General features: G+C 41.4%; 17 protein-coding genes. 9 read left to right on the top strand and 8 right to left on the bottom strand.

Annotated features, from left to right (window positions below):
- Nucleotides 1–75: 75 nt before the first annotated feature.
- On the bottom strand, nt 76–1,647 hold the full coding sequence (locus tag CCS02_RS00620; protein ID WP_100635281.1) for a methyl-accepting chemotaxis protein: 1,572 nt from the start codon (nt 1,645–1,647) through the stop codon (nt 76–78).
- A 411-nt stretch (nt 1,648–2,058) separates the two neighbouring features.
- On the opposite strand from CCS02_RS00620, the gene CCS02_RS00615 reads away from it, so the two are divergent.
- From CCS02_RS00615 to CCS02_RS00595, 5 genes are all read left to right on the top strand, one after another.
- A complete protein-coding gene (locus tag CCS02_RS00615; RefSeq protein ID WP_100187428.1) occupies nt 2,059–2,709 on the top strand; it encodes a 2OG-Fe dioxygenase family protein in 651 nt (216 codons plus the stop codon).
- Between the two features lie 173 nt (nt 2,710–2,882).
- Nucleotides 2,883–4,133 carry a response regulator gene (locus CCS02_RS00610; protein WP_100635280.1) on the top strand — a complete coding sequence of 417 codons (1,251 nt, stop codon included), beginning with the start codon at nt 2,883–2,885 and terminating at the stop codon, nt 4,131–4,133.
- Nucleotides 4,134–4,414: 281 nt separating this feature from the next.
- Nucleotides 4,415–5,680 carry a response regulator gene (locus tag CCS02_RS00605; RefSeq protein ID WP_100187426.1) on the top strand — a complete coding sequence of 422 codons (1,266 nt, stop codon included), beginning with the start codon at nt 4,415–4,417 and terminating at the stop codon, nt 5,678–5,680.
- 91 nt (nt 5,681–5,771) lie between these two features.
- The gene (locus tag CCS02_RS00600; RefSeq protein ID WP_100635279.1) at nt 5,772–6,779 is read left to right on the top strand and encodes a serine/threonine protein kinase; all 1,008 of its coding nucleotides are present in this window, start codon (nt 5,772–5,774) and stop codon (nt 6,777–6,779) included.
- Entirely contained in the window at nt 6,776–8,731 is a 1,956-nt protein-coding gene (locus tag CCS02_RS00595) for a RecQ family ATP-dependent DNA helicase (protein WP_100635278.1), read from the top strand. The genes CCS02_RS00600 and CCS02_RS00595 overlap by 4 nt, the downstream gene beginning before the upstream one ends.
- Nucleotides 8,732–8,778: 47 nt before the next feature.
- Here CCS02_RS00595 and CCS02_RS00590 read toward each other — a convergent pair whose 3' ends face one another.
- From CCS02_RS00590 to CCS02_RS00570, 5 genes are all read right to left on the bottom strand, one after another.
- A complete protein-coding gene (locus CCS02_RS00590) occupies nt 8,779–9,903 on the bottom strand; it encodes a glycosyltransferase family 4 protein (protein WP_100187423.1) in 1,125 nt (374 codons plus the stop codon).
- A 130-nt stretch (nt 9,904–10,033) separates the two neighbouring features.
- Nucleotides 10,034–10,414, bottom strand: a complete 381-nt coding sequence (locus CCS02_RS00585; RefSeq protein WP_100635277.1) for a VOC family protein — start codon at nt 10,412–10,414, stop codon at nt 10,034–10,036.
- 83 nt (nt 10,415–10,497) lie between these two features.
- Nucleotides 10,498–10,836 (bottom strand): GIY-YIG nuclease family protein, encoded by a 339-nt coding sequence (locus tag CCS02_RS00580; protein WP_100635276.1) that lies wholly within the window; start codon nt 10,834–10,836, stop codon nt 10,498–10,500.
- 22 nt (nt 10,837–10,858) lie between these two features.
- A complete protein-coding gene (locus tag CCS02_RS00575; protein ID WP_012069165.1) occupies nt 10,859–11,467 on the bottom strand; it encodes a LysE family translocator in 609 nt (202 codons plus the stop codon).
- Complete coding sequence (locus tag CCS02_RS00570; RefSeq protein WP_100635275.1) at nt 11,464–11,670, bottom strand: hypothetical protein; 207 nt, start codon at nt 11,668–11,670, stop codon at nt 11,464–11,466. Before CCS02_RS00570 ends, CCS02_RS00575 begins: the two co-directional genes overlap by 4 nt.
- A 246-nt stretch (nt 11,671–11,916) precedes the next feature.
- Here CCS02_RS00570 and CCS02_RS00565 point away from each other — a divergent pair, with 246 nt between their 5' ends.
- The 4 genes from CCS02_RS00565 (at nt 11,917) to CCS02_RS00550 (ending at nt 19,385) form a co-directional block, all read left to right on the top strand.
- Nucleotides 11,917–13,341, top strand: coding sequence for an aminotransferase-like domain-containing protein (locus CCS02_RS00565; RefSeq protein ID WP_072837788.1), 1,425 nt, complete (start codon nt 11,917–11,919; stop codon nt 13,339–13,341).
- Between the two features lie 226 nt (nt 13,342–13,567).
- Nucleotides 13,568–14,944, top strand: coding sequence for a TolC family protein (locus CCS02_RS00560; protein WP_100635274.1), 1,377 nt, complete (start codon nt 13,568–13,570; stop codon nt 14,942–14,944).
- On the top strand, nt 14,944–16,134 hold the full coding sequence (locus tag CCS02_RS00555; protein ID WP_100635273.1) for an efflux RND transporter periplasmic adaptor subunit: 1,191 nt from the start codon (nt 14,944–14,946) through the stop codon (nt 16,132–16,134). The genes CCS02_RS00560 and CCS02_RS00555 overlap by 1 nt, the downstream gene beginning before the upstream one ends.
- Nucleotides 16,131–19,385, top strand: coding sequence for an efflux RND transporter permease subunit (locus CCS02_RS00550; protein ID WP_072837785.1), 3,255 nt, complete (start codon nt 16,131–16,133; stop codon nt 19,383–19,385). Before CCS02_RS00555 ends, CCS02_RS00550 begins: the two co-directional genes overlap by 4 nt.
- A 68-nt stretch (nt 19,386–19,453) precedes the next feature.
- On the opposite strand, the gene CCS02_RS00545 is transcribed toward CCS02_RS00550, so the two are convergent.
- Together CCS02_RS00545 and zigA are read right to left on the bottom strand one after the other, a co-directional pair.
- The gene (locus CCS02_RS00545; RefSeq protein WP_072837784.1) at nt 19,454–19,948 is read right to left on the bottom strand and encodes a DUF1993 family protein; all 495 of its coding nucleotides are present in this window, start codon (nt 19,946–19,948) and stop codon (nt 19,454–19,456) included.
- A 177-nt stretch (nt 19,949–20,125) separates the two neighbouring features.
- Complete coding sequence (zigA, locus tag CCS02_RS00540) at nt 20,126–21,337, bottom strand: zinc metallochaperone GTPase ZigA (RefSeq protein WP_100187415.1); 1,212 nt, start codon at nt 21,335–21,337, stop codon at nt 20,126–20,128.
- Nucleotides 21,338–21,515 lie beyond the last annotated feature (178 nt).

The raw sequence follows: 21,515 nt of genomic DNA, 5'->3' as shown, positions 1-21,515 counted from the left end.
GACCGTCACTATAGCGTATCTGTGTCTACACAACTGGGTAAATACCAAGTAGAGATTTCTTACTAGCTTTCACTATTAGGATGAAGCTGCAGATTTGAATCCCATGCGGAAACCACCCCAATGCTTACCATTTACAAAAATAGGCACGGAAAGATCATGGAGAATTTCTCCCGTATCACGTTTATAAGTTTGCAGTAAAAAACTGTCAGTATGAGAACCACATCGGCTGCCAGTGGCATCATTAAAAATACGTTTGCTGCGGTTGTTCACCAAGTCTTTTTCATAATCACCACTTAATGGCTGACTAAATTTTTTGTTATGAGTTGGGAAGTAGCCATTTACATCCACCGCACCAGCAAACATAACCTGCTCATATTTTTCTAGAACCGCTTCTTGAATAGCTGGAAAAGCACGGTCGCTAAAAGCATCATAGGAAGTATTGTATTTCTGTGGATTAGTATTATTGACTGGTCGGTAGTCTCTAGAAAAAACCGCTTGCTGAGTTAAATCACCCTTTTTGATTGCCTCTTCAAATAGCTGACCAATAGCTTGTGCAGATGTTTTGGCAACCATAAGTAACTCAGAAAAGAACAATGATTGATCAACCTTGTCTAGCTCCCTAAAAACCACTTCAGCTCCGTTGCTTAAACCTGACGCTTCTTTTGACAATTTATCGCTGCGCTGAGAAATATCTTGCAAAGAATGACGAATACGCGAAATAGAACCATTTATCTGCGTGCTGGCTGCGCCTAATTCCTCTCCTGCACTTTCGACTTCCGACAATACGGCAGAGGCATTTTGAACCTCTTCCGTTAAAGAAATAAAGCGCTGCGTTTCTCCTAACAAGGTCGTTGATAAAGATTCGGTTAAGCCTTTTAATGACGACATTTCGTGATTGGTTAATTCGCTGTTACGACGTACGTCTGTCAATAAACTCGAGATTTGCTCTGACGCACTAGCACTTTTAGCAGCTAGCGCTCGCACTTCATCCGCCACTACCGCAAAGCCTCTACCTTGCTCACCAGCACGAGCAGCTTCAATTGCGGCATTGAGTGCTAATAGATTGGTTTGTTCAGAAACGCCCTTAATAACCGCTGTAATACTGTCGATATCATCGGCACTTTTGGTTAATAAAGCTAATTGCTCACTGGCGGTTTGCACTTTCCCTGTGAGCTCATGGATCTGATCGGCACTTTGTGACAAGGCTGTTTGGGCTGTTCTACTCGATTGCGCCGTTTCACTCATAGTACGAGCTAGCTGACCTAGGTTAGTCGACAGCGTCAATCCAGTATCTGACAGCGTTTCTACTGCTTGAGAAATCTGTTCGCTATCATGATGGGTAAGATGTATGTCTTTACTTAACGTATCGACAAAATGAGATACTTCGGCCGCCCCCATGGCCATCTTTGATGTGGCACGAGTAACTGTTTTACTCACTTCAGAAAACGAAGTTGATGCATTATCCTTGGCGGCATCGGCCTCTTTAGAGCTCGGAGTAAACGTACTTCGCACTAGTTTTGGCAAGACTAAAAAGACACATAGTAAAAGACCTGCACCAGCATAAGCTTGAGGAACAGTGCCTTGTATGTAACCTAAAATAAAAATTACGAGAAGCCCTACAACACCACACCACTGGAAATAAACCATCGTTCTTTCCTTCCTTTTCATTATTATTTCTTCCCAGTGTTTAACTATGGCTGTTGAAGGTCAATACAAAACGAAGAACATAAGACTAAAGTCGCACTGAAAAAATTAACATGCTTGCTATCGGGATAATCCTATTATCAAAGACAACTATTTTCACCTAGCAATATACCTTCTCTTTAGGAAAGCATTCATTCATAGAAGTACATACATCGTTTTTTCAAAATTAGATAAATAATGCACAAAAATAGATTAAAAAGAATTATAAAACCCATAAAACTGCTTTTTAACACATAAAAAGCAGAAAAATTCTCCCGCAATCCAACTACACTAGAAAGCAAGCTCACGAAGCACAACAAAAATAAGAACGTCGTTGCGCATAATCTGCCAACGAACATACTGAGGATAAATGTCATGATCACCAACAAAGTTAAAACAGAATCTTTCTACCTTGAGTTGGGACAACTAACCCCAGATAGCGTTGATCACCTAACGCCTTCTTTTGATCATTTACCACCAAATCCTTACGCTGATGGTGAGTTCCGTTTACGTCGTTATTCTCGCTTTACACTTGAGCAAGGGCTGCTAAAGCGTTTGCCTTCACAAGCGTTTGTCCAAGATGAAAACATCAACCACTTCCAAGGCAACGTTGTACGCAGTTATGAAGAAATTGACGACAGAATAGTCGTAGACCCAGCCTTTGTGGAATTATTTGAACACTTTCAGAAAATGGCTAGTGTGGTTGATAGCACCCCTATCGAAGTACATCAATTACGTATTTTTGCTGATCATAAGGTCGCTGAAGTGGCGCCAGAAGGAATTCATCAGGATGGCTTTGATCGCATCGGTATTTATGTAATGCAACGTCATAATATTGAAGGCGGCAATATCAATATTCACCTAGATAGAAACAGCCCAGCACTCATTAGCCATGATTTTGATAAAGGGGAGTTTGTCGTTCTGAACGACCGTAAGTTTTTTCACAGTGCTCAGCCCATTAAACCAATCGATGGTGACCAAGGCTATATGGATATTTTTGTATTGACGGCGAACTTAATGCATTGAGCAATAAGTGAGATGCCCTAAAAATATGACTTCCTTATTACTTACAACTTTTCCTAGTTAAATCAACCTGAAAACACTAGGGCGACTCAGCCAAGCATGGTATAAAACGCGAATGTAACCATTTGTAATTTTATTAATTGTTTTGTAATAGATCAGGCCGGGAAAGTTAAACAGTGACAGATATTAGCTCAGCAGAGGATAGTAAGAAAAATAGCGTAGAAGATACTACAAAAAAATCGGTACTAATCATTGAAGACATGAATGAAATGCGCCTAATGCTGAGATCAATGATGCTCTCATTAGGCTACACAAATATAGAAGCTGAAGCCTCTGGGCAGAGTGCACTCAAGCGCATTGCAGCTAAACATTTCGACATTATCCTTTCTGACTATAACCTTGGTGGCCGCATTAATGGCCAACAGGTTTTAGAAACCTCACGAAGAAATAACATTTTAAGTCATTCTACTATTTTCATCATGATTACCGCCGATACAGGCTATGACAGTGTCGTCAGCGCAATAGAGCATCGCCCCGATAGCTATATGGTGAAACCATTTACTCCTGCGACTCTACACAGACGACTCAGTCGCATTAAGCTACAAAAAAATATATTTTCTGAGGTGGATGAACATCGAGGTAAAATGAATTTTGAGATGATGGAGAGTAAGGCCAAAGCCATCATGATCAAACACCCTCAATACAGCAGTTTATGTCTAAAAGTTATTGGCGAATCATTGCTATCCAGAAAAGAATACAAAGCAGCAAAGATACATTACATGCGAGTACTCAAACACAATCAGGAGACATCTTGGGCTCACTTCGGGATTGCCCAGTGTGATTTAGGCTTAGAACAACCATTATCTGCAGTGAAAAGCTTAGAAAAAACGATCAGCATCACCCGTCATTTTTTACCTGCGTATGACACTCTTGCTAATACACAAGAAAGGCTAGGCAACTTAAAAGAAGCTCAAAAAGCAATGATAGCAAGCCTAGAGATAACTCCTAGATCTCTAGCAAGAACAAAAAAACTTGGAAAGATTAGCGTTCGACTAAAAGATTGGAAAATGGCAGAGCAAGCTTATTCACGAGTCATTCGTTTAACCAAAGACACTCAACATGAGAAAATAGAATATTATTATGAGCATTTAAAATGCCTCATTGCGATACAAGAAAATGACGATCAGGCACCACAAACAGCAGAAAAACTTAAACGCTCTTTGACGAGATTACGTATGTTAGGAAAAGACGACCCTATTGTTGTTTCAAACTCCTTTCGTGTAGAAGTTCAGCAACACCTTAATCGTGAGCGTAAAAATGATGCTGTTAAATCATGGAAACAATGGAAACAATTAATACTATCAGGGAAAGCCTCATCGATATCGCACGAGCAAGAGCTCACTTTGAAAAGAAAACTAGGCTTATAAATAGTTGGCGTAAAAAAAGTTGCTATCGTTTTTACGCCAACTCTGATGGACACAGAAAAGTTCAATTCCTAGAAAATCTTATCATTAGATAAATAGCGCCCAAAAAGTTACATTCTGTAACAAATCTAAATATCTCTTACCCTGTTGATATTAAATAAAAAAAACTGAAAACTTCCAGATTTAATCTATAAAATTACGATCACTATAAGTTTTTTAGTTTTTCAAGTGATATAAATAAGGCATTAGACTTATTGCAAGCTCATTAAAGTCAGGTAGTACCTTTGACAGATGTAATCGCCCTTGGCGTTGAAAACACAAATGATATCCATCAAGGACTTATCGACCTATCAAAAAAGCGTGTTTTGATCATCGAAGATATCGGTGAAATGCGCCTCATGTTGAAGTCTTTAATGACGTCAATGGGCTATTCTAATATAGACGTGGAACCTTCTGGACAATCTGCTATCAAGCGAATTCTAGAAAGACCTTATGATGTAGTGTTGTCAGACTATAACCTTGGCGGTAGCATTGACGGCCAGCAAATTTTAGAAACCTCTCGCAAGAACTATTCTCAAGACCATTCCACTATTTTTATTATGATTACCGCAGACACTGCTTATGAAAGTGTTGTGAGCGTGCTGGAATATCAACCAGATAGCTATCTTGTTAAACCCTTCCCACCAGCGGCTTTTTTTCGTCGTTTCGAGCGAGTACAAAAACAAAAGAAAACTTTCGAAAGCATTAATACTGCTAGAAAGGAAAATGATTTTGAAAAAATGGAAGCGCAAGCCAAAGCAGTCATGCTGCAATACCCTCATTTTGCTAGTCAATGTTTAAAAATCATTGGCGAATCACTCTATGCTAGAGGTCGATACAAAGACGCCAAAAGCCACTACATGCTTATCATTCAAAAAAGCAAAAACCTAGCTTGGGCACATTACGGCATTGCATTATGTGAACTCAAACTCGGCACAGTTGCTGCCGCTATAAAAAAGCTAGAACACACGATTGCTTTAAGCCGTCATTATTTATCCGCTTATGATTTACTTGCCGACGCACACGAAGATTTAGGCAATCTAGAAGATGCTCAAGCGGCTATGATCAGCGTTTTAGAAGTCTCTCCACGCTCTACAGAACGCGCTCTTCGACTTGCTCAAATCAGTATGCAATTAAACGATTGGCCTACTGCTGAACAAGCGTATTCAAAAGTCATTCGATTAACTCGTGAAACCAGCCATGAAAAGGTCGAATACTATTATGAGTATTTAAAGTGCCTAACTAATATAATGGCAAACAGCTCGGACAACTCAAAGCTAGCAGAGAAGTTTAAACGCACACTTATCCGGTTGCGAACCTTTGGAAAAGCCAACCCTGCAGCGATATCCAACTCTTTTCGTGTAGAAATCCAGCAATACCTTACCCGGGACCATGTTGGTGAAGCTATAAAGTCATGGAAACAATGGAATCGTTTGATTAAATCAGGACAAGCTACGCCCCTTACTGACGCTCAAAAACACACACTTAAAAAACGCCTCGGCTTGCTATAATCCCCCCACACCGTTATGGTCATGCGCTAATTTAAAAATTGACGTTATCGTCACTTACACACGTTTATCCTTTAATATCAGAGCATCCTTTATGACGGCTACTCATTCCTTTTCGTCCCTTATTCCAGATGTCATTTTAGATGCCGTAGAGTCCACTGGTTTGTGGAGCGATTCTCGTATTTACCCTTTAAATAGTTACGAAAATCGGGTCTATCAGATTGGTATTGAAGAGGCATCACCTGTCATTGCAAAATTTTACCGCCCAGAACGCTGGAACGAAGCGCAGATTCGAGAAGAGCACCAAACATTATTAAAGCTCAAAGCGGCGGGCGTTCCCGTTGTCGCTCCATTAGAATTTAATGGTGAGAGTTTGCTTCGCCATAACGACATGTATTTTTGCTTGTCTCCACGTCTAGTTGGGCAACATCCTGAAGCAGACAACCTTGATCAGCTTTATCAAATTGGCGAACTCATTGGCCAGCTACACAAAACGCTGCCAACCCCCCCCTTTAAAGAGCGCATCAGTGTCTCTCCTTTATCACAAATGGATGATGCAGCTAATCAGATTTTGACGGGGCGTACTTTATTTGGACAATCAGAACTAGCAGAAGAATTACAGCTGCCTGAAAAGCTCAAGCCTATTTATATAAGACAAATCGCTACGCTGCGAGATATGTGCGAGGCCAGCATTAAGAGCTATTGGCCAAGGCAGCTTCGACCGATTCATGGTGACAGTCACCGTAGTAATTTGATGTTGCACGACGGTCAATTTCATTTATTAGATTTTGATGATTGCCAGAATGGTGTTGCCGTTCAAGATTTATGGTTACACATTACTCAAACAGAAAATCCAAGACAACAATTAAGCGAAATCATTGAAGGTTACGAGACCTATTTGCCTTTTGAAACTCGTGAATTGGATTTAGTCGATGTTTTTAAATGTGTGCGTGTCATTAGTTACACTGCATGGCTACAAAGCCGTTGGCATGACCCTGCTTTTACCAAAGCTTTTGCTTGGTTTGGCAGTGAAGACTACTGGATAAATCACTTAAACGAGCTAAAAAACTGCGAATTAGAATGGGGACAAATTTCACGATGATGCCTTCAAATACAGCACCATTAGAACACTCGCTTCATTCTTTGTTCGGTTTCAACGAGTTCCGTGAAGGTCAACAGCAAACTATTGAACAGCTTCTGACTGGATACTCATCGCTCGCGGTTTTCCCAACGGGTTCTGGTAAATCATTGTGTTACCAATTCACCGCCACTCAACTCCCTAATTTGACGTTGGTGATCTCACCATTGATTGCCTTGATGCATGATCAATTAGCGTTTTTAACCGCAAAAGGCATTCCCGCTGCTTGCTTAGATTCCAGTCAAAGCAAAAATGAAAGCCAAGCTGTTATGTCTGGAGTACAGAGTGGCGCTATTAAGATTTTAATGATCTCGGTTGAACGCTTTAAAAATGAGCGTTTTCGTCGTTTTATCAAGCGCGTTCCGATTTCTATGTTAGTAGTCGACGAAGCTCACTGTATTTCCGAGTGGGGCCATAACTTTAGACCAGACTATCTAAAACTACCCTCTTACCAACAAGAATTAGCCATTCCATTAGTCTTGCTGTTAACCGCCACGGCAACACGTCGAGTACAAAGAGATATGGCACAAAAGTTTGCTATTTACCCTGAACATATAGTGCAAACTGGCTTTTATCGACACAACTTAGATATTGATCTTATACCCGTACAAAGCCATCAAAAGCTAAACGTCTTAAAAAATATTTTCAATGAAATCCAAGGCGCGAGCATAGTATACGTGACTCAGCAGAAAACGGCCGAAGATGTCGCTCGCGCTCTACAAGCCGATGGCTACTCAGCAGTCGCCTACCATGCAGGCTTGAATAGTGATATTCGCAGCGCTATTCAAGCCGACTTTATGAATAGTAAAACACGCATTATCGTTGCGACCATTGCGTTTGGCATGGGCATCGATAAATCTGATATTCGTTTAGTCGTGCATTTTGATTTACCCAAATCAATCGAAAACTACAGCCAAGAAATTGGCCGTGCGGGGCGAGATAACCAACCGAGCCGATGTGTAATGCTCGCCAGTTTGGAAGGTTTAAGTACCCTGGAAAACTTTGTTTATGGTGACACACCTGAGCCACAAGACATCGACACTTTACTACGTTGCATTACCGAGCAAACAGTTGAATACGAATGGGAAACACAACTGTACGGATTATCCAATCTCACTAACATTCGCTCTTTACCGCTCAAAACCTTATTGGTGCAGCTCGAATTATTCGGTGCGCTCACGCCAAAATACAGTTTTTACGCGGATATCAAAATTAAATGGGAAGGCGATAGAATCGCTTTTGCCAACCAAATCCCAACCGAGTGGCAAGCTGCCTACCAAGCAATTCTAAAAGGCATCCAATACAAGAAAATCTGGGGCACACCTGATTTTGATAAGCTATTTAACGAAGCGGGCTTATCACGAGGCGACGTATTGCAAGTCTTGGAATTTGCAGCGGATCACAATGTTCTGACGCTAGAAAGCAAAGGCCTGACTGAAGTGTATCAAGTCCATACCGAGCATTTTCACCATCAGACAATAGCAAACCAATTGCATCAATATGTGGAAGAAAAACAAAGTGCTGAAGTTGCACGAATCGCTACCATGATTCGCTTCTTCCAATTGGATCGCTGCTTAAATAATAATTTAGCACGATATTTTGGTGATCAGAATTCACCAGAACATTGTGGTCACTGCTCGGTTTGTCGAGGAAAGGTTCTGGTCTTTTCACAGCAAGCAGACATAGATAGTGATGTGACGTGGCAGGATAATTTAGCAGAGTACGCTCGAGAATTCGCTCAACATGTTGGAAACAAAAGCCCAGCGACTCAAGTCACAGCGATATTGATTACGCGCTTCTTAACGGGTTTAACACAACCCATTTTCACAAAAATAAAAGCCCGCCAACTTAGCGGGTTTGGTGCGTATGAAGAAAAAAGTTATTTGTCAGTTCTAAAAGCGATACAAGACTTATAAACTAGCAAAGATACAGTGCATTAACAAAATGCACTGTATCTTAAAATTCAACGAAGATAAGCATTAAAAACAGCATTAAATTTTTCATCTAATGCAGATTCATATACATCTTTAGCAGACTCTTGGTTTTCCAAAGATACTCGGTCACGCAGCGCCTTATCACTTAGCAAAGCATCCATTAGATTAGCTAATACTTGATTACTTTCTCCATCGTAGATAAAGCCAGCCGATTCATTTTTCATAAGTTCACTTGCACCAACCCATTTGGTCGTAATCACAGGTGCGCCACAAGCCATAGCTTCAGCAACAACGCGCCCGAATTCTTCTATTCTCGCCGGTAAAACAAAGATGTCTAGAGCATTAAAATATTCTTCGACATTATTAATAATAGGAAGTTGGCGCACTCTATTTTTGTAGGGAGAACGGTCTAAAATCGCCTGAAACTCTTGAGTCAATTGATCTTTTCCGACGAAAACAAAGTGAGTTTTGTTAGCAATCTCTTCTGGCAAGAGACTAATGGCGTCAAAAAAGCGGTCAATACCACGTTTTTTAAAATTACCTGAGGTAACCAAACCAACTAAAAGCTCATCTTCTTTTACATCTAGGTCTTTTCGAATTCTAGCCTTAACCTCGTTAGACAAAATCTTAAACTGACTTTCATCTATGGCAGGATAAATAACCGATATATCTTTTTCAGGTACAGAGAAACGTGCAATTAGCTCATTTTTTGTCAAATAAGAGTTCGCCACAATATGCTTAAACTGATGATTTTGAAAAATAGGCGTATGGGTTAAATACATTTCATCATTTTTAGATAGTGGCTTATTATGAATTTTTTCTGCTGCTAAATGTACGCAGTTATGAATAAAATGAACATCTGGATGCTGTAAATCCCCATGACCTATAAGCAAATCCGCTTTGATTTTTTTAGCTAACTTTAAAGTTTCATTACTAAATTGAATTCTACGCTTAAACTTTTTCTGCCAGAAAAAACGCTTTGATTTATGTGAAATGCCTCCGCTCTTTTTTATATCTTCTACATTGGCATTTTCAGAAATAGTATGTACTTCACACCCAACTGAAGAAAAATACTTGATCTCTTCATGAACACTACGACAAGCGCCTGAATAGGTTTTCTCAAGATTCTGTTTCGCTATTAATACAGTTTTCATAGTCTTGCTGGGAGTCCCTTCAATAAATAAAAAGTAAAAAATTCATGATAACAAGAAGTACTAAAAAAAGCGGCGTATTAACAAAAAATAGTGCCTGCCTTACTGACTCTTAGATGGTTTTATTAAACGGTTACTCTGTGATTTCTGAATAAACACTGACTTCTATTAGATTATTGTCTGGATCATTAAAATAGACAGATTGGATTGGCCCTAGTGCGCCAGATTTCGTCACTGGGCCTTCTAAGATAGTCACCTTACAAGCTTTCAAATGAGTGACAACTTCGTCAATGGTCCAGTTGGTAATCAGGCATAAATCGCCAGATCCTTCCATTGCATGATTTCGCAGCTCTTGCCCCAGCAATTGGAAGTTGATCTTTTGTTGACCAAAACGCATCGCTTTGCGTCCGTTAGCAAACGTTATAGGCTCCATTTTTAGCACGGTTTCGTAAAAAGACACGGCTTTGTCGATATTTGCCACGGTCAAAACAATGTGGTCAAAATGACTTATCATAGCTCCTGCCTCCCAGAGCAAGCATCACAAAATATATGACATGCTACGAATGATCGACAGGAAAAACAAGCTTATATTATCTATTAGAGGCTAGTCTCTTTTCGAGATGATTGGCTTAATGCTGTTAAGTCTATTCCGCCTTCTATGAGGCTCAGTTTTTGGCGTCGATTCAATTTTTTTACTTTATGCTCCAATACTAAGGCGTCACTCTTTGAACCAACAGATTGATGCCATACTAGTTCAAGCGGCCCTTTGCCCTTCAGATAGCGAGCTCCTCGCTTACTTACGCCGGAATGCTCTTTAAAGCGTCGATCAACATCGGTACTAATGCCAGTATAAAGCGTATTCAAGCGAGTCTTTATCATATAAAGGCTCCACTCGTGATCCTTAGAGACACTTTGCCCTTCCTGTTTATCTGTCACTTGATGCTCCTCTTCCGGGCGTTTAATTACCAATAATCAGTAATAATGTAGAGGCTGTGGCAATCCCCATACAAAAATTAAAGATTCGTTGGCGTTTTTGATCAGTTAACCAACGTCGAATACTCACTCCAGCCCACGCCCAAATTGAAATTGCAGGAAACCCCATCGCAGCAAACAATACGATCATCCAAAAACCAGACTGAACATATAAATCTCCAGCAATTGCGAACGAGCTAACACAACCAATCGCCATCATCCAAGCTTTTGGATTAACATACTGAAAAAGCAAAGCCTGCCACCAATTCATTGGTGAAGATGGCGCTTTTTTAGTTTCTAAATTTCCCACTGGAGCACTGCCAATTTTCCATGCTAACCAAAGTAAGTAGGCACAACCAACCCATTTTAAAACGCTGTATAGAGGCGGATACCAGGTAAACAACGCACCTAGCCCCATTAAAGTAGACAACAACAAACTTGCGACACCAAGTACAATCCCTAGCATATGCGGTAAGGTTCGACGAAAACCAAACTGCGCCCCTGACGCCAATAACATAATGTTATTCGGGCCCGGTGTCACGGAAGTCACAAAAGCAAACATGGCAAGCGCTAAGAAAAAAGATACATCTATCATGACATCTGCCCTTTATTTTTAATAAGGAACATCACATCTCGCATAAATCCAACAATAGTCACTTGTGACAACTCAGCCTGATGGCGTTCTTTTGTCATGCCTATGTCAATCATCTGCTGAGGAGTTAGAGATGCCAATTTTTTACGAGTTTGAAAACGCTCTATACTTTGTTGAATACAAACAAATAAGCTGACAACTAACATAACCCTCTCCTTTTAGACTACTTGTAAACTGCACTAATTAGGGCTTAACAAGCACTATGTGTATGAGTAACTACTTTAAGAGAAGACAGGAATACGATACAGATTCAAAAAATCACTTTATTAAACATACAGTGAGAGGTTTTTTTGCACTGTATGGCCAAATAAATCTGAATCTGTATGGTCATACATGGCAAATACACACCTTATAATCAATACAGATACCAAGAAGGCTTTAAGGGAGATGCTATGACACTTTATCAAAAACTTGCCAACCGCTTACGTGAACACATACAGCATGACTTTTATAAGTCTGGCGACAAGCTGCCTTCTGTACGCCAATTAGCCCAAGAACATGGTGTCAGCATTTCAACTGTACAAGAAGCTTATAGGCAACTTGAGCAAGAACTACTGGTAGAAGCTCGACCAAAATCAGGCTACTTTGTTTGCTCACGCAAAAAGGACAATCTGCCCAGCATCTCAAGACCACCACAGCGCCCTTTGGAAGTTTCCCAATGGGAAGAAGTGCTCAATATGCTAATGAATCGCAGTGGTAACAAAGGCGTACAGTTGCAGCATGCTATGCCAGATATGAAAGCGACAACCTTGAAGCCTTTACTCAAAACCCTGTCAGACCTTACCAAGCAAAAACCAGAATTAGGATTAGGTTACGCTGATATTCGTGGTACGGAAGAATTACGCACACAACTTTGTCGTCTAGCCGTAGCATCCGGTTGCCAGTTACACCCAGACGATTTAGTCGTTACCTCAGGTTGCCAAGAAGCACTATCTGTTTGCTTACGAGCGGTGACAGAACCTGGCGATATTATTGCCATCGAATCTCCAAGTTTCTACGGCTCCATGCAAGCGATCAAAGCGGCGAACCTTAAAGCAATGGAAATTCCAACCCATCCCGAAACGGGTATCAGTTTAGAGGCATTAGAGTTAGCGTTAGATCAATGGCCAATTAAGGCGATTTTTGTCACACCAACCTGCAATAACCCGCTGGGTTATACCATGCCAGAAGACAAAAAAGAGCAGCTCTATCGACTCGCGCAAAGCTATGATATTGCCATAATAGAAGACGACATCTACGGTGATATCTCGTATCAATTCCCACGTCCTAAAACCATCAAATCCTTTGATGAAGATGGCAGAGTTCTGCTGTGTTCGTCATTTTCCAAAACCATTGCGCCTGGCATGCGGGTTGGCTGGATTGCACCGGGGCGTTATCGAGACAAAGTTACTCACATCAAGTACGTAAGTAGTTCTATGTGTCCAGTTCTTCCCCAGCTTGCCATTGCGAAGTTTATTCGCTTAGGAGGCTACGCTAAGCACATCCGCAAAATGAGACAAGACTACGAGCAACAGCGAGACCATTTACTTAGCGTGATAAAAAACTATTTACCCAGTGACACCAGAGTTAGCTACCCTGTCGGTAGTTTTATCTTATGGGTAGAGCTTCATCCCAGTATTGACAGCATGAAGCTAATTGAACGCTGCCGCGAAGAAGGTGTAGGCTTTGCACCCGGCCCGCTTTTTTCTGCAACTGGTAAGTATCGTAATTGCTTTAGACTTAACTTCAGTGAGCAAAGTATGGAAAGGCGCGAGTGGGCAATCAAAACCTTAGCAATGATTTTGCAAAATTTCGAACAACGGGCAAAAGCAGGGTGAACCAAATAATCTTATCATGACGTAAAAAATACAGATAAAGCAGTCTAATAAGTAATTGCTTTATCTGTAATTGCTCTCAGCTAGATAGGTAAACTGTAAAGAAACGCAAATACACTTAAAGCCTTGATCCAAAAACGTAATAATCCAACGACTTACTTTTCTTATATTAAAAATATAGCGTGTAAAAAAACGTCACTGATTCAGCTCTTTTACTAGGACATATTAAATGCTCAACCGGCCTTTTTTAAATATAGGGTTGCTCTGCCTCAGTCTGGTATTAGCGGCCTGTAGTAATACAGAGAAACGCAAAGACTACGCTGAATTAGCGCAACAGGAACTAGATTCAACGAGCAAGACTAAAACTTCCCAATGGCAAACAATGGACAACGTCGTTCCTGCAAGCTATTTAACAGATTTGATACAAGATGAACAACTAAATAGCCTAATTACCCAAGCTCTAGAAGCGAATCCTAGTTTGCAAAAAACGCAGCTGACTCTACAAGCCAGTTTATGGAGTTTAAAAAGCCAACAGGGCGATTCTCTACCTAGCGTCGAAGCAGGCTTTTCTGGTAACAAATCAGAAGGCAGCAATACCGACTACAAAGCCAGTTTAAGCATTAGTTGGGAGGCCGATTTATGGCAAAAACTCGCTCAAGCAGAACAAGCTTCGGCCAAAACGCTTGCCAGTGACGAGGCCTTATATCAAGCCAGCCGTGACACCTTAGTTGCTAATGTAGTTAAAACTTGGCTGGCTATTACTGCGAAACAACATGCCATTGATATTGAGCAGAAACGCCTAAAACTGTTAGAAGCAAACGAGCAATTAATTCTAAAACGTTTTAAAAATGGACTTGGCAACTTAGAAGAACTAGACGAATCTCGTACTTCCACTTCTCAATCTAAAGCTGACCTAGTGGAATACAAAGAAAACCTAGCTATTGAAATACGCAACCTGCAACTTTACTTAGGCAAAACAGATAGTTTGAGTTTCATTACCAACCAAAACTACCCCAATGTCAGCCTTACATTAAGCGACCTACCACAACAAAACTTACAACGCAGACCGGATTTAAAAGCTGCGTATTTGACTATTGAAGCCGCCGATTTAAATACCTCTGTAGCCTATAAAGACATGCTTCCCAGCATCAGCCTAAGCGCAACACTAAGCGAAACAGCAGCATCGCCAAGAGCGGCTTTGTTTGGTTCGCCTATTTGGTCTTTGCTAGCACAAATAACTCAGCCACTCTATCAAGGTGGACAACTAAAAGCCGCTGCAGAAATCGCCAAACTCAAAACTGCTCAAGCCTATCAAGATTACCGTGACACACTGCTCACTGCCGTCAACGAAGTAGAAAATACCTTGGGGCAAGAACGCGTCCTATCACAGCAAGTCCGCCACATTAATGAAGCACTTTTTAGCGCCAAAAAGAACCTCACTCAATACGAGAAAAAATACCGCACAGGTTTGGTCGAACTGAATGACTTAATCAATGCGCAAACCACTGCTTTTGACTTAGAAGCACAATTGGACAATTTAATTTATCAGCACCTATCAAACAGAGTTGATTTGGGGCTCGCACTCGGGCTTGGAGTAAAACCTTAATGAAATATCTTTCTCAATGGATAACCTTATTGTTGGCTGGTGCTGCAATAGCAGGTGTCTACTTTTATGTTATCCATGCTATTGAAACACAGCAAAATCGATTGCAAACACCGCGCCCTGAGACGCCAGCGCAAGCACTAGAATTATCAACAATCACCGCCAACACTGGTCGCTATGCGGCCACTATTAAGGCATCAGGTGTAGTTAAGCCAAGGTATTATCTGACAATGACAAGCCAAGTAAGCGGCGAAGTTATTAGCATTTCAAATCAATTTGAGTCTGGCCAAGTCATCAAGAAAGGTCATCTTTTAGGCCAATTACAAAACAGCGAACTAAACAGTGCAGTAGCCAGTGCCAAAAACACTCTAGCAACCGCAGAGCTTGCGCTCAAAGAGGAAGCTCGCCAAGGTGAGCAAGCCAGAGCAGAATGGGCCGCCGCTGGATTTAAAGGTGATCCAGATTCAGACCTAGTATTACGAGAGCCACAATTAGCAGCCGCTAAAGCTGATGTTGAAGCTGCTAAGGCTGAACTTAGCAACGCAACAACCAGATTAAAGCATACCCAACTAACCTCACCTTTTGACGCTTTAATAGTCACTCGTAATGTTTCACTTGGCTCATATCTAAGCGCAGGAAGCGAGATAGGCATACTATACAGCGTCGATCGAGCCGAAATTAAAATCGATTTATCCAACAGTGATTGGCTAAAGCTCCCCGATACTAAAACGCTACTAAAAGACAACTGGCCAGCGTTAATCTCAAGCATTGATAACAATGACTCTTGGCAAGGTAAAATTTTAAGTGTCAACCAACACATCGACGAAACGACTCGCATGCGCAGCTTGTTGGTTAGCTTAGACCGCCCACTTGATCAAACTCCAGCGTTAATTCCTGGCGCTTTTGTTCAAGTATCGATTCAAGGCAAGCATCTAGATAACCTTTGGAAACTACCTAACACGGCCTTAAGTCAAAAGAGCGAAATCTGGTACATAGATCAAGATAGTCGGCTAGCTGCCTTTGAAACCACTCCTCGTTTTGTTGACTCTCAATACGTTTATATTCAAGTGCCAACATCCATGCTAAACAAACCCTATCAAGTGCTTGTACAACCTTATAACAGTTATTTAAAAGGCACTCTTGTTAAGTCATTAAATACCTCGACATCAGATGATAAGAGCGTGAAACCATGAGTCCGACTGATCAGCCGAAAGGCATTATTCCATGGTTTGCCAATAATCCAGTGGCTGCGAATTTATTGCTAATTCTGGTTATCAGCTTAGGCGTTTTGAACATGGGCTCGCTGAATAAAGAGGCCTTCCCAAGCTTAACGCCAAACCGCGTGGCTATTTCTGTTAGCAATGACAGCGGCTCAGCCAAAGAAAACGAAGAAGGTATTGCCATTCCGTTAGAGGAAGCCTTACAAGGTGTCTCTGGCATCAAGACCATTACGACTTCATCAACCGCAAAATCAACCAGCACCACTGTCGAAATGCTGGATGGTTATGACATAGATACGCTCCTAAACGATGTCAAAGATAAGGTTGATCAGATTTCTTCTTTTCCTGATGAAGCCGATCCGCCAGTCGTATCTAAAGCCACTCGCGAAGAACATTCAATTTGGATTCAACTTTATGGTGATGCAGATCGACGTACCCTACAAAAGCTTACTGATGAATTAGAATCTGATTTATTGGCAAACGAAAACATCAGTGCGACTTCAGTATCTGGTTGGCTAGACCCAACCATTATGATCGACATTGATAAAAACAAACTTGAAGCTTACGGGCTCACCTTGTCCGATATTGCCACTGCAATCAATGCCGAATCATCTCCAGCTCAAGTCGCGACGTTGCGGGACGAAAACATTTACTTAACCATCAGCGCATCTGAGCAAGCCTACATAAAAAGTGAGTTTGCTCGAATTCCCGTTATTTCCAACCTATCTGGAGGAAAAGTTCTACTGGGTGATATCGCTAACATACGCGACACATTTGACGAAGATGATTATGTTTTATCGCGTTTTAATCGCCAAAATAGTTTAGGCATTCAAGTTCTAACTACAGGCACCAGCGATATTTCCAACTCCGTGATCGGAGCAAAAGCTGTCATTCAAGATTGGCAGGACAGCGGACGCTTACCAGCTAATGTCGAACTCGGCACTTGGTATGATCGTAGTGAATCGATTAATCAACGCTTAGAATTGATGATAGGAAACGCCATTACAGGCGTATTACTCGTCTTTATCTTGCTAGCGATATTCTTGAACGTCACTGTGGCATTTTGGGTAGCCATGGGGTTGCCGTTTATTTTCTTTGGCACCTTATTTTTTATGGGTACGGAAAGCATCGGCCTGACATTGAACATGTTTACAACCTTTGGTTTTATCATGGCCTTAGGGATTGTGGTTGATGATGCCGTTGTGGTTGGTGAGAGCGTCTATACCGTCAGGTCTAAAGAAGGCGACACCATAGGCAACACAATTAAAGGCACCATGTTAGTTGCCATTCCGACACTATTTGGCGTTTTCACTACTGTCGCAGCATTCTGGGCTCTATCAAATATTGAAGGGCGTTTAGGGCAACTGTATTCTCAATTTGCTACTGTCGTGGCTATTTGTTTAATTCTATCGGTAATCGAATCTAAAATTATCCTACCAGCTCACCTTGCCCACATAAATACACAAAAATCGACTCGCACCAATCCAATATCTAAAGCATGGGCTATGGTTCAACAAGGTGCAGATTTTGGTTTACAGTGGTTCAGCGAGCGTATCTACCGACCGACAATTGATCTAGCGCTTAATCATAGGTACGCTGTTTGCTTGTTTTTCATCGCTATTTTTGTACTGGTTATTTCCATGCCATTTACAGGCGCTATCAGGATGAGTTTTTTCCCTCAAATTCCAGGAGATACAGTGCGTGGCACACTCACCATGTACAACGACGTCAGCTACGGACAAACCAACAAAGTTTTATTTGAGTTAGAGCAAAAAGCGTATCAAGCCGACATCGCATTACGCACCGATGGCGGCGAACACCGACGTCCACCAGTTAACAGCGCGGAGCAATCAGACAAAAAACCAAAAGACTCGGCAAAACCTAAAGAAGCTCCTAAACCGAAAGGCGATGTCGCCATCAAAAACATCCAAGTCACGGCAAGTGATGACCAATCTGGCAACATACGCATAGAGCTAGACGAGAATAGACCCTATACCTCAGCGCAATTTGCTAGCAAATGGCAGCAACTTTCAGGCATGCCAGAAGGTGTAAAAAACCTACGAATTCGTAGTGCTCGTGAAACAGTTGACGCGTTAAGAGTTGAACTGCGCGGTAATGACACAAGTGTTCTTAACGGTGCAATGGAAGAACTATTAAAGCAATTAGCCACACTACCAGCGGTGACAGGAATAGAGCAAAACAATGAGCCTACCGAGTCTCGACTCACCCTAAAACTAACCGATCAGGGTCGACTATTAGGATTATCCACCAGCAATTTAGCCACTCAAGTCGCCCGTAATTTTGATGGTCAGGTAGTACAAAAATACCAGCGAGACAACTCGGAAGTCGAAGTACGCTTAGGTTATCCAAGCGAACAAAAAGAATCACCAGCCGCCGTAATGAATACCAAAATTGTTTTAGACGACGGTACCCGCGTACCACTTTCAACTGTTGCTACGCTGTCTCAAGAAGATGCAGAGACTCGTATTATTCGCATTGATGGCAAACGCTCTTTGTATCTGTCTGCCGAAGTTGATAAAGACGCCATGTCATCAACAGAAGTCGTCGAATATTTACAAAAAGCCGTCGTACCACAGATGAAGCGTCAGTTTGCCGGAGTTTCGATCTATTTCTCTGGGGAAGCAGAGCAAAGAGAAAAAACTCAGTCATCTATGTCGGAGATGTTCCTCATCGCTCTCTTGATCATTTATGGACTTTTGGCGATACCTCTAAAATCTTACTCGCAGCCGCTTATCATCATGATGGCGATTCCATTCGGAATCATTGGTGCATTGCTTGGTCATTGGATGAACAATTTAGCGTTGGGGATTTTCTCTCTGAACGGCATACTTGCGCTCAGCGGTGTTGTGGTAAATGACAGTCTGTTGCTCGTGTCTCGCTTCAACGACCTTCGTCATGAAACCAGCCACGTCAAAAAAGCCATCAGTCTCGCTTGCCGCAGCCGCTTGCGTGCGGTATTGCTGACGTCTTTCACCACTTTTGCTGGCTTGATTCCGATTCTTTGGGAAACCTCAAGACAAGCACAAATGCTCATTCCTGCGGCCGTGTCCCTCGCCTACGGCATCATGTTTGCCACAGTGATAACATTAATTTTGATCCCTGTTTTACTGATGATAAAAGAAGACATTCATTTATTAATGAATAGATTAAAAAATAAAACTGTGGAAGTGCTAGAACCAATTAACGAAGGAGAACAGAAGTAATTAAAGTCAATTTAGCCTCTTTTGAAAAACAAAAGAGGCTACAGTTTAGTTCAGTTCATCTGATTCCTTTAAGGCTTTAACCAACTAAAACCGACTGGATAGCTGTGATAACCATCAAAATCTGCCTTCCCTAAGTCGACACCAACCGATTTCGCAATGGCGTAAACCATACTGATATGAAAGAAAAAATTAGGCATTATATAATGATGTAAAAACTCAGGTTGTGGCAGGTTCAGTTCAGTAAATCCCGCCTTCTCACTAAGCAACACATCTTTATTCAAGGTCTCTACTGCAGGTAGCCCTTCAAGATAATCTAAAGTAGCGGAAATTTGTTCCCGTACTGCGTTTTGATCATCGCTCCCTAGATCAAAAGAAACCGTTTTAACACCAACAAGCGGGCAATATCCACGCAAAGCAAAATTAGCCGCTATCCGAGCATTACCCGCAAGAGAAAACATGTTATCTGACAGCGAAGCTGAAAAGCTTTCCTCTGGAATTTGTTCCAACATATTATCAAGTTGACGAAGGTAATGTGTGAGTAATGCCTTTAAATCAATATCCATATTTCTCCAGCCCAGATAGAGTTTTATATTCGCATAATACTGCAAATATAAAAAAAATTTGAACAGATACAAGATTGAAATAACTTCCTAATACAAGCTTAGTGAGCGTTATAATCCATCAAAGTACTCAGAGTTTTAACCAAGCATTGGGGGAAAAGCAACAGAGCAAGAGTAAGCTTAAGCAACCTCTTGCCATTCAGGAAATGGATCGGGCAATGTGGCCCATACTGCTTTTCCTGCCAGCAATTCTTGATCGCTTAACAAGCAAGCATCCAACGCTTCTATCACAGCCTCTTTTTTCAGATTTTGGCCGATAAACACCAACTCCTGACGCATGTCGCCGAAAGGCTCTACCCATTGATCTGCTATTGATTCAAGATATTCTGGATCTTGTGGCCATTTATCCTTAGGTACCGCTTTCCAAAACATGCCTGCAAAACCATGATGCGCAATACCGCCCGCCTGACTCCATTGACCAGCAAACTCTGGACGAGTCGCTAACCAAAAATAGCCTTTCGAGCGCAGCAATTTCCCAAACGCCTCAGTGTTATGAAGGAAATCAAAAAAACGCTGCGGATGAAAAGGTCGTCGCGCTAAATATGAAAAGCTCCCAATTCCATATTCTTCCGTTTCTGGCACATGCTCTCCACGCATTTCTTTTAACCAGCCAGCTGCTTGTTGTGCTCGCTCAAAGCTAAACTTGCCGGTTCCCAACAATCGTTTAGGCTCTATTTTGCCTTGATGAATTGGGATAATCTCCGCTTCAGTATTAAAGCTACGAAGGATGGATTCTAATTGTCGTAATTCCGCTTCATTCACCAAATCGGTTTTACTGATCAAAATGATGTCGGCAAATTCAACTTGATCAATCAACAGATCCGCCACGCTACGCTCATCTTCTTCACCAAGGGATTCACCGGTTTCTCGCAAGGATATTGCAGCGTCATAATCCTTCATAAAATTCACCGCATCCACGACAGTGACCATGGTATCTAGGCGAGCGATATCAGATAGACTCACACCGTCTTCATCCGCAAAAGTAAAGGTCTCTGCTACGGGCAAGGGCTCAGAAATACCGGTTGATTCAATCACTAAATAATCAAAACAATTGTCTTCCGCAAGCTTTCGTACCTCAATAAGCAAATCTTCACGTAAGGTGCAGCAGATACAGCCGTTGCTCATTTCTACTAATTTTTCTTCACTACGATTCAACGACACTTCTTGCTTAATCGTCGTCGCATCAATATTGATTTCACTCATATCGTTAACAATCACCGCAACTTTTAAACCATCACGGTTATTCAATATATGGCTTAAAACCGTTGTTTTACCTGCACCTAAAAAGCCTGATAAAACTGTAACTGGCAATTTGCCTAGCATACTTTCCATAACTCTCTCCTATAGAACAAAATGTTATGATATAACATTATATAAAATCGAGATAGACGCTTTTTAAAGAAAACCTGATAGAAAGAAAATAAGCTTTACAAAAGAGCAAAAAAGCCCTCTAAAAAGAGGGCCTTATGCGAAAACTAGAAAGTAACTGGAACATGAATTCATGCTGTTT

This window comes from Marinomonas sp. ef1 (genome assembly GCF_002806845.1).
Classification (GTDB): domain Bacteria; phylum Pseudomonadota; class Gammaproteobacteria; order Pseudomonadales; family Marinomonadaceae; genus Marinomonas; species Marinomonas polaris.
The sequence above is the reverse complement of the archived record's forward strand: the minus strand, read 5'-3'. Positions and strand labels throughout refer to the sequence as shown.

What these genes read in the sequence shown, in the direction of transcription:
- CCS02_RS00620 (WP_100635281.1), bottom strand. Translation starts at nt 1,647, where the DNA reads ATGGTTTATTTCCAGTGGTGTGGTGTTGTAGGGCTTCTCGTAATTTTT.
- CCS02_RS00615 (WP_100187428.1), top strand. Translation starts at nt 2,059, where the DNA reads ATGATCACCAACAAAGTTAAAACAGAATCTTTCTACCTTGAGTTGGGA.
- CCS02_RS00600 (WP_100635279.1), top strand. Translation starts at nt 5,772, where the DNA reads ATGACGGCTACTCATTCCTTTTCGTCCCTTATTCCAGATGTCATTTTA.
- CCS02_RS00595 (WP_100635278.1), top strand. Translation starts at nt 6,776, where the DNA reads ATGATGCCTTCAAATACAGCACCATTAGAACACTCGCTTCATTCTTTG.
- CCS02_RS00590 (WP_100187423.1), bottom strand. Translation starts at nt 9,903, where the DNA reads ATGAAAACTGTATTAATAGCGAAACAGAATCTTGAGAAAACCTATTCA.
- CCS02_RS00585 (WP_100635277.1), bottom strand. Translation starts at nt 10,414, where the DNA reads ATGATAAGTCATTTTGACCACATTGTTTTGACCGTGGCAAATATCGAC.
- CCS02_RS00575 (WP_012069165.1), bottom strand. Translation starts at nt 11,467, where the DNA reads ATGATAGATGTATCTTTTTTCTTAGCGCTTGCCATGTTTGCTTTTGTG.
- CCS02_RS00570 (WP_100635275.1), bottom strand. Translation starts at nt 11,670, where the DNA reads ATGTTAGTTGTCAGCTTATTTGTTTGTATTCAACAAAGTATAGAGCGT.
- CCS02_RS00565 (WP_072837788.1), top strand. Translation starts at nt 11,917, where the DNA reads ATGACACTTTATCAAAAACTTGCCAACCGCTTACGTGAACACATACAG.
- CCS02_RS00560 (WP_100635274.1), top strand. Translation starts at nt 13,568, where the DNA reads ATGCTCAACCGGCCTTTTTTAAATATAGGGTTGCTCTGCCTCAGTCTG.
- CCS02_RS00555 (WP_100635273.1), top strand. Translation starts at nt 14,944, where the DNA reads ATGAAATATCTTTCTCAATGGATAACCTTATTGTTGGCTGGTGCTGCA.
- CCS02_RS00550 (WP_072837785.1), top strand. Translation starts at nt 16,131, where the DNA reads ATGAGTCCGACTGATCAGCCGAAAGGCATTATTCCATGGTTTGCCAAT.
- CCS02_RS00545 (WP_072837784.1), bottom strand. Translation starts at nt 19,948, where the DNA reads ATGGATATTGATTTAAAGGCATTACTCACACATTACCTTCGTCAACTT.
- zigA (WP_100187415.1), bottom strand. Translation starts at nt 21,337, where the DNA reads ATGGAAAGTATGCTAGGCAAATTGCCAGTTACAGTTTTATCAGGCTTT.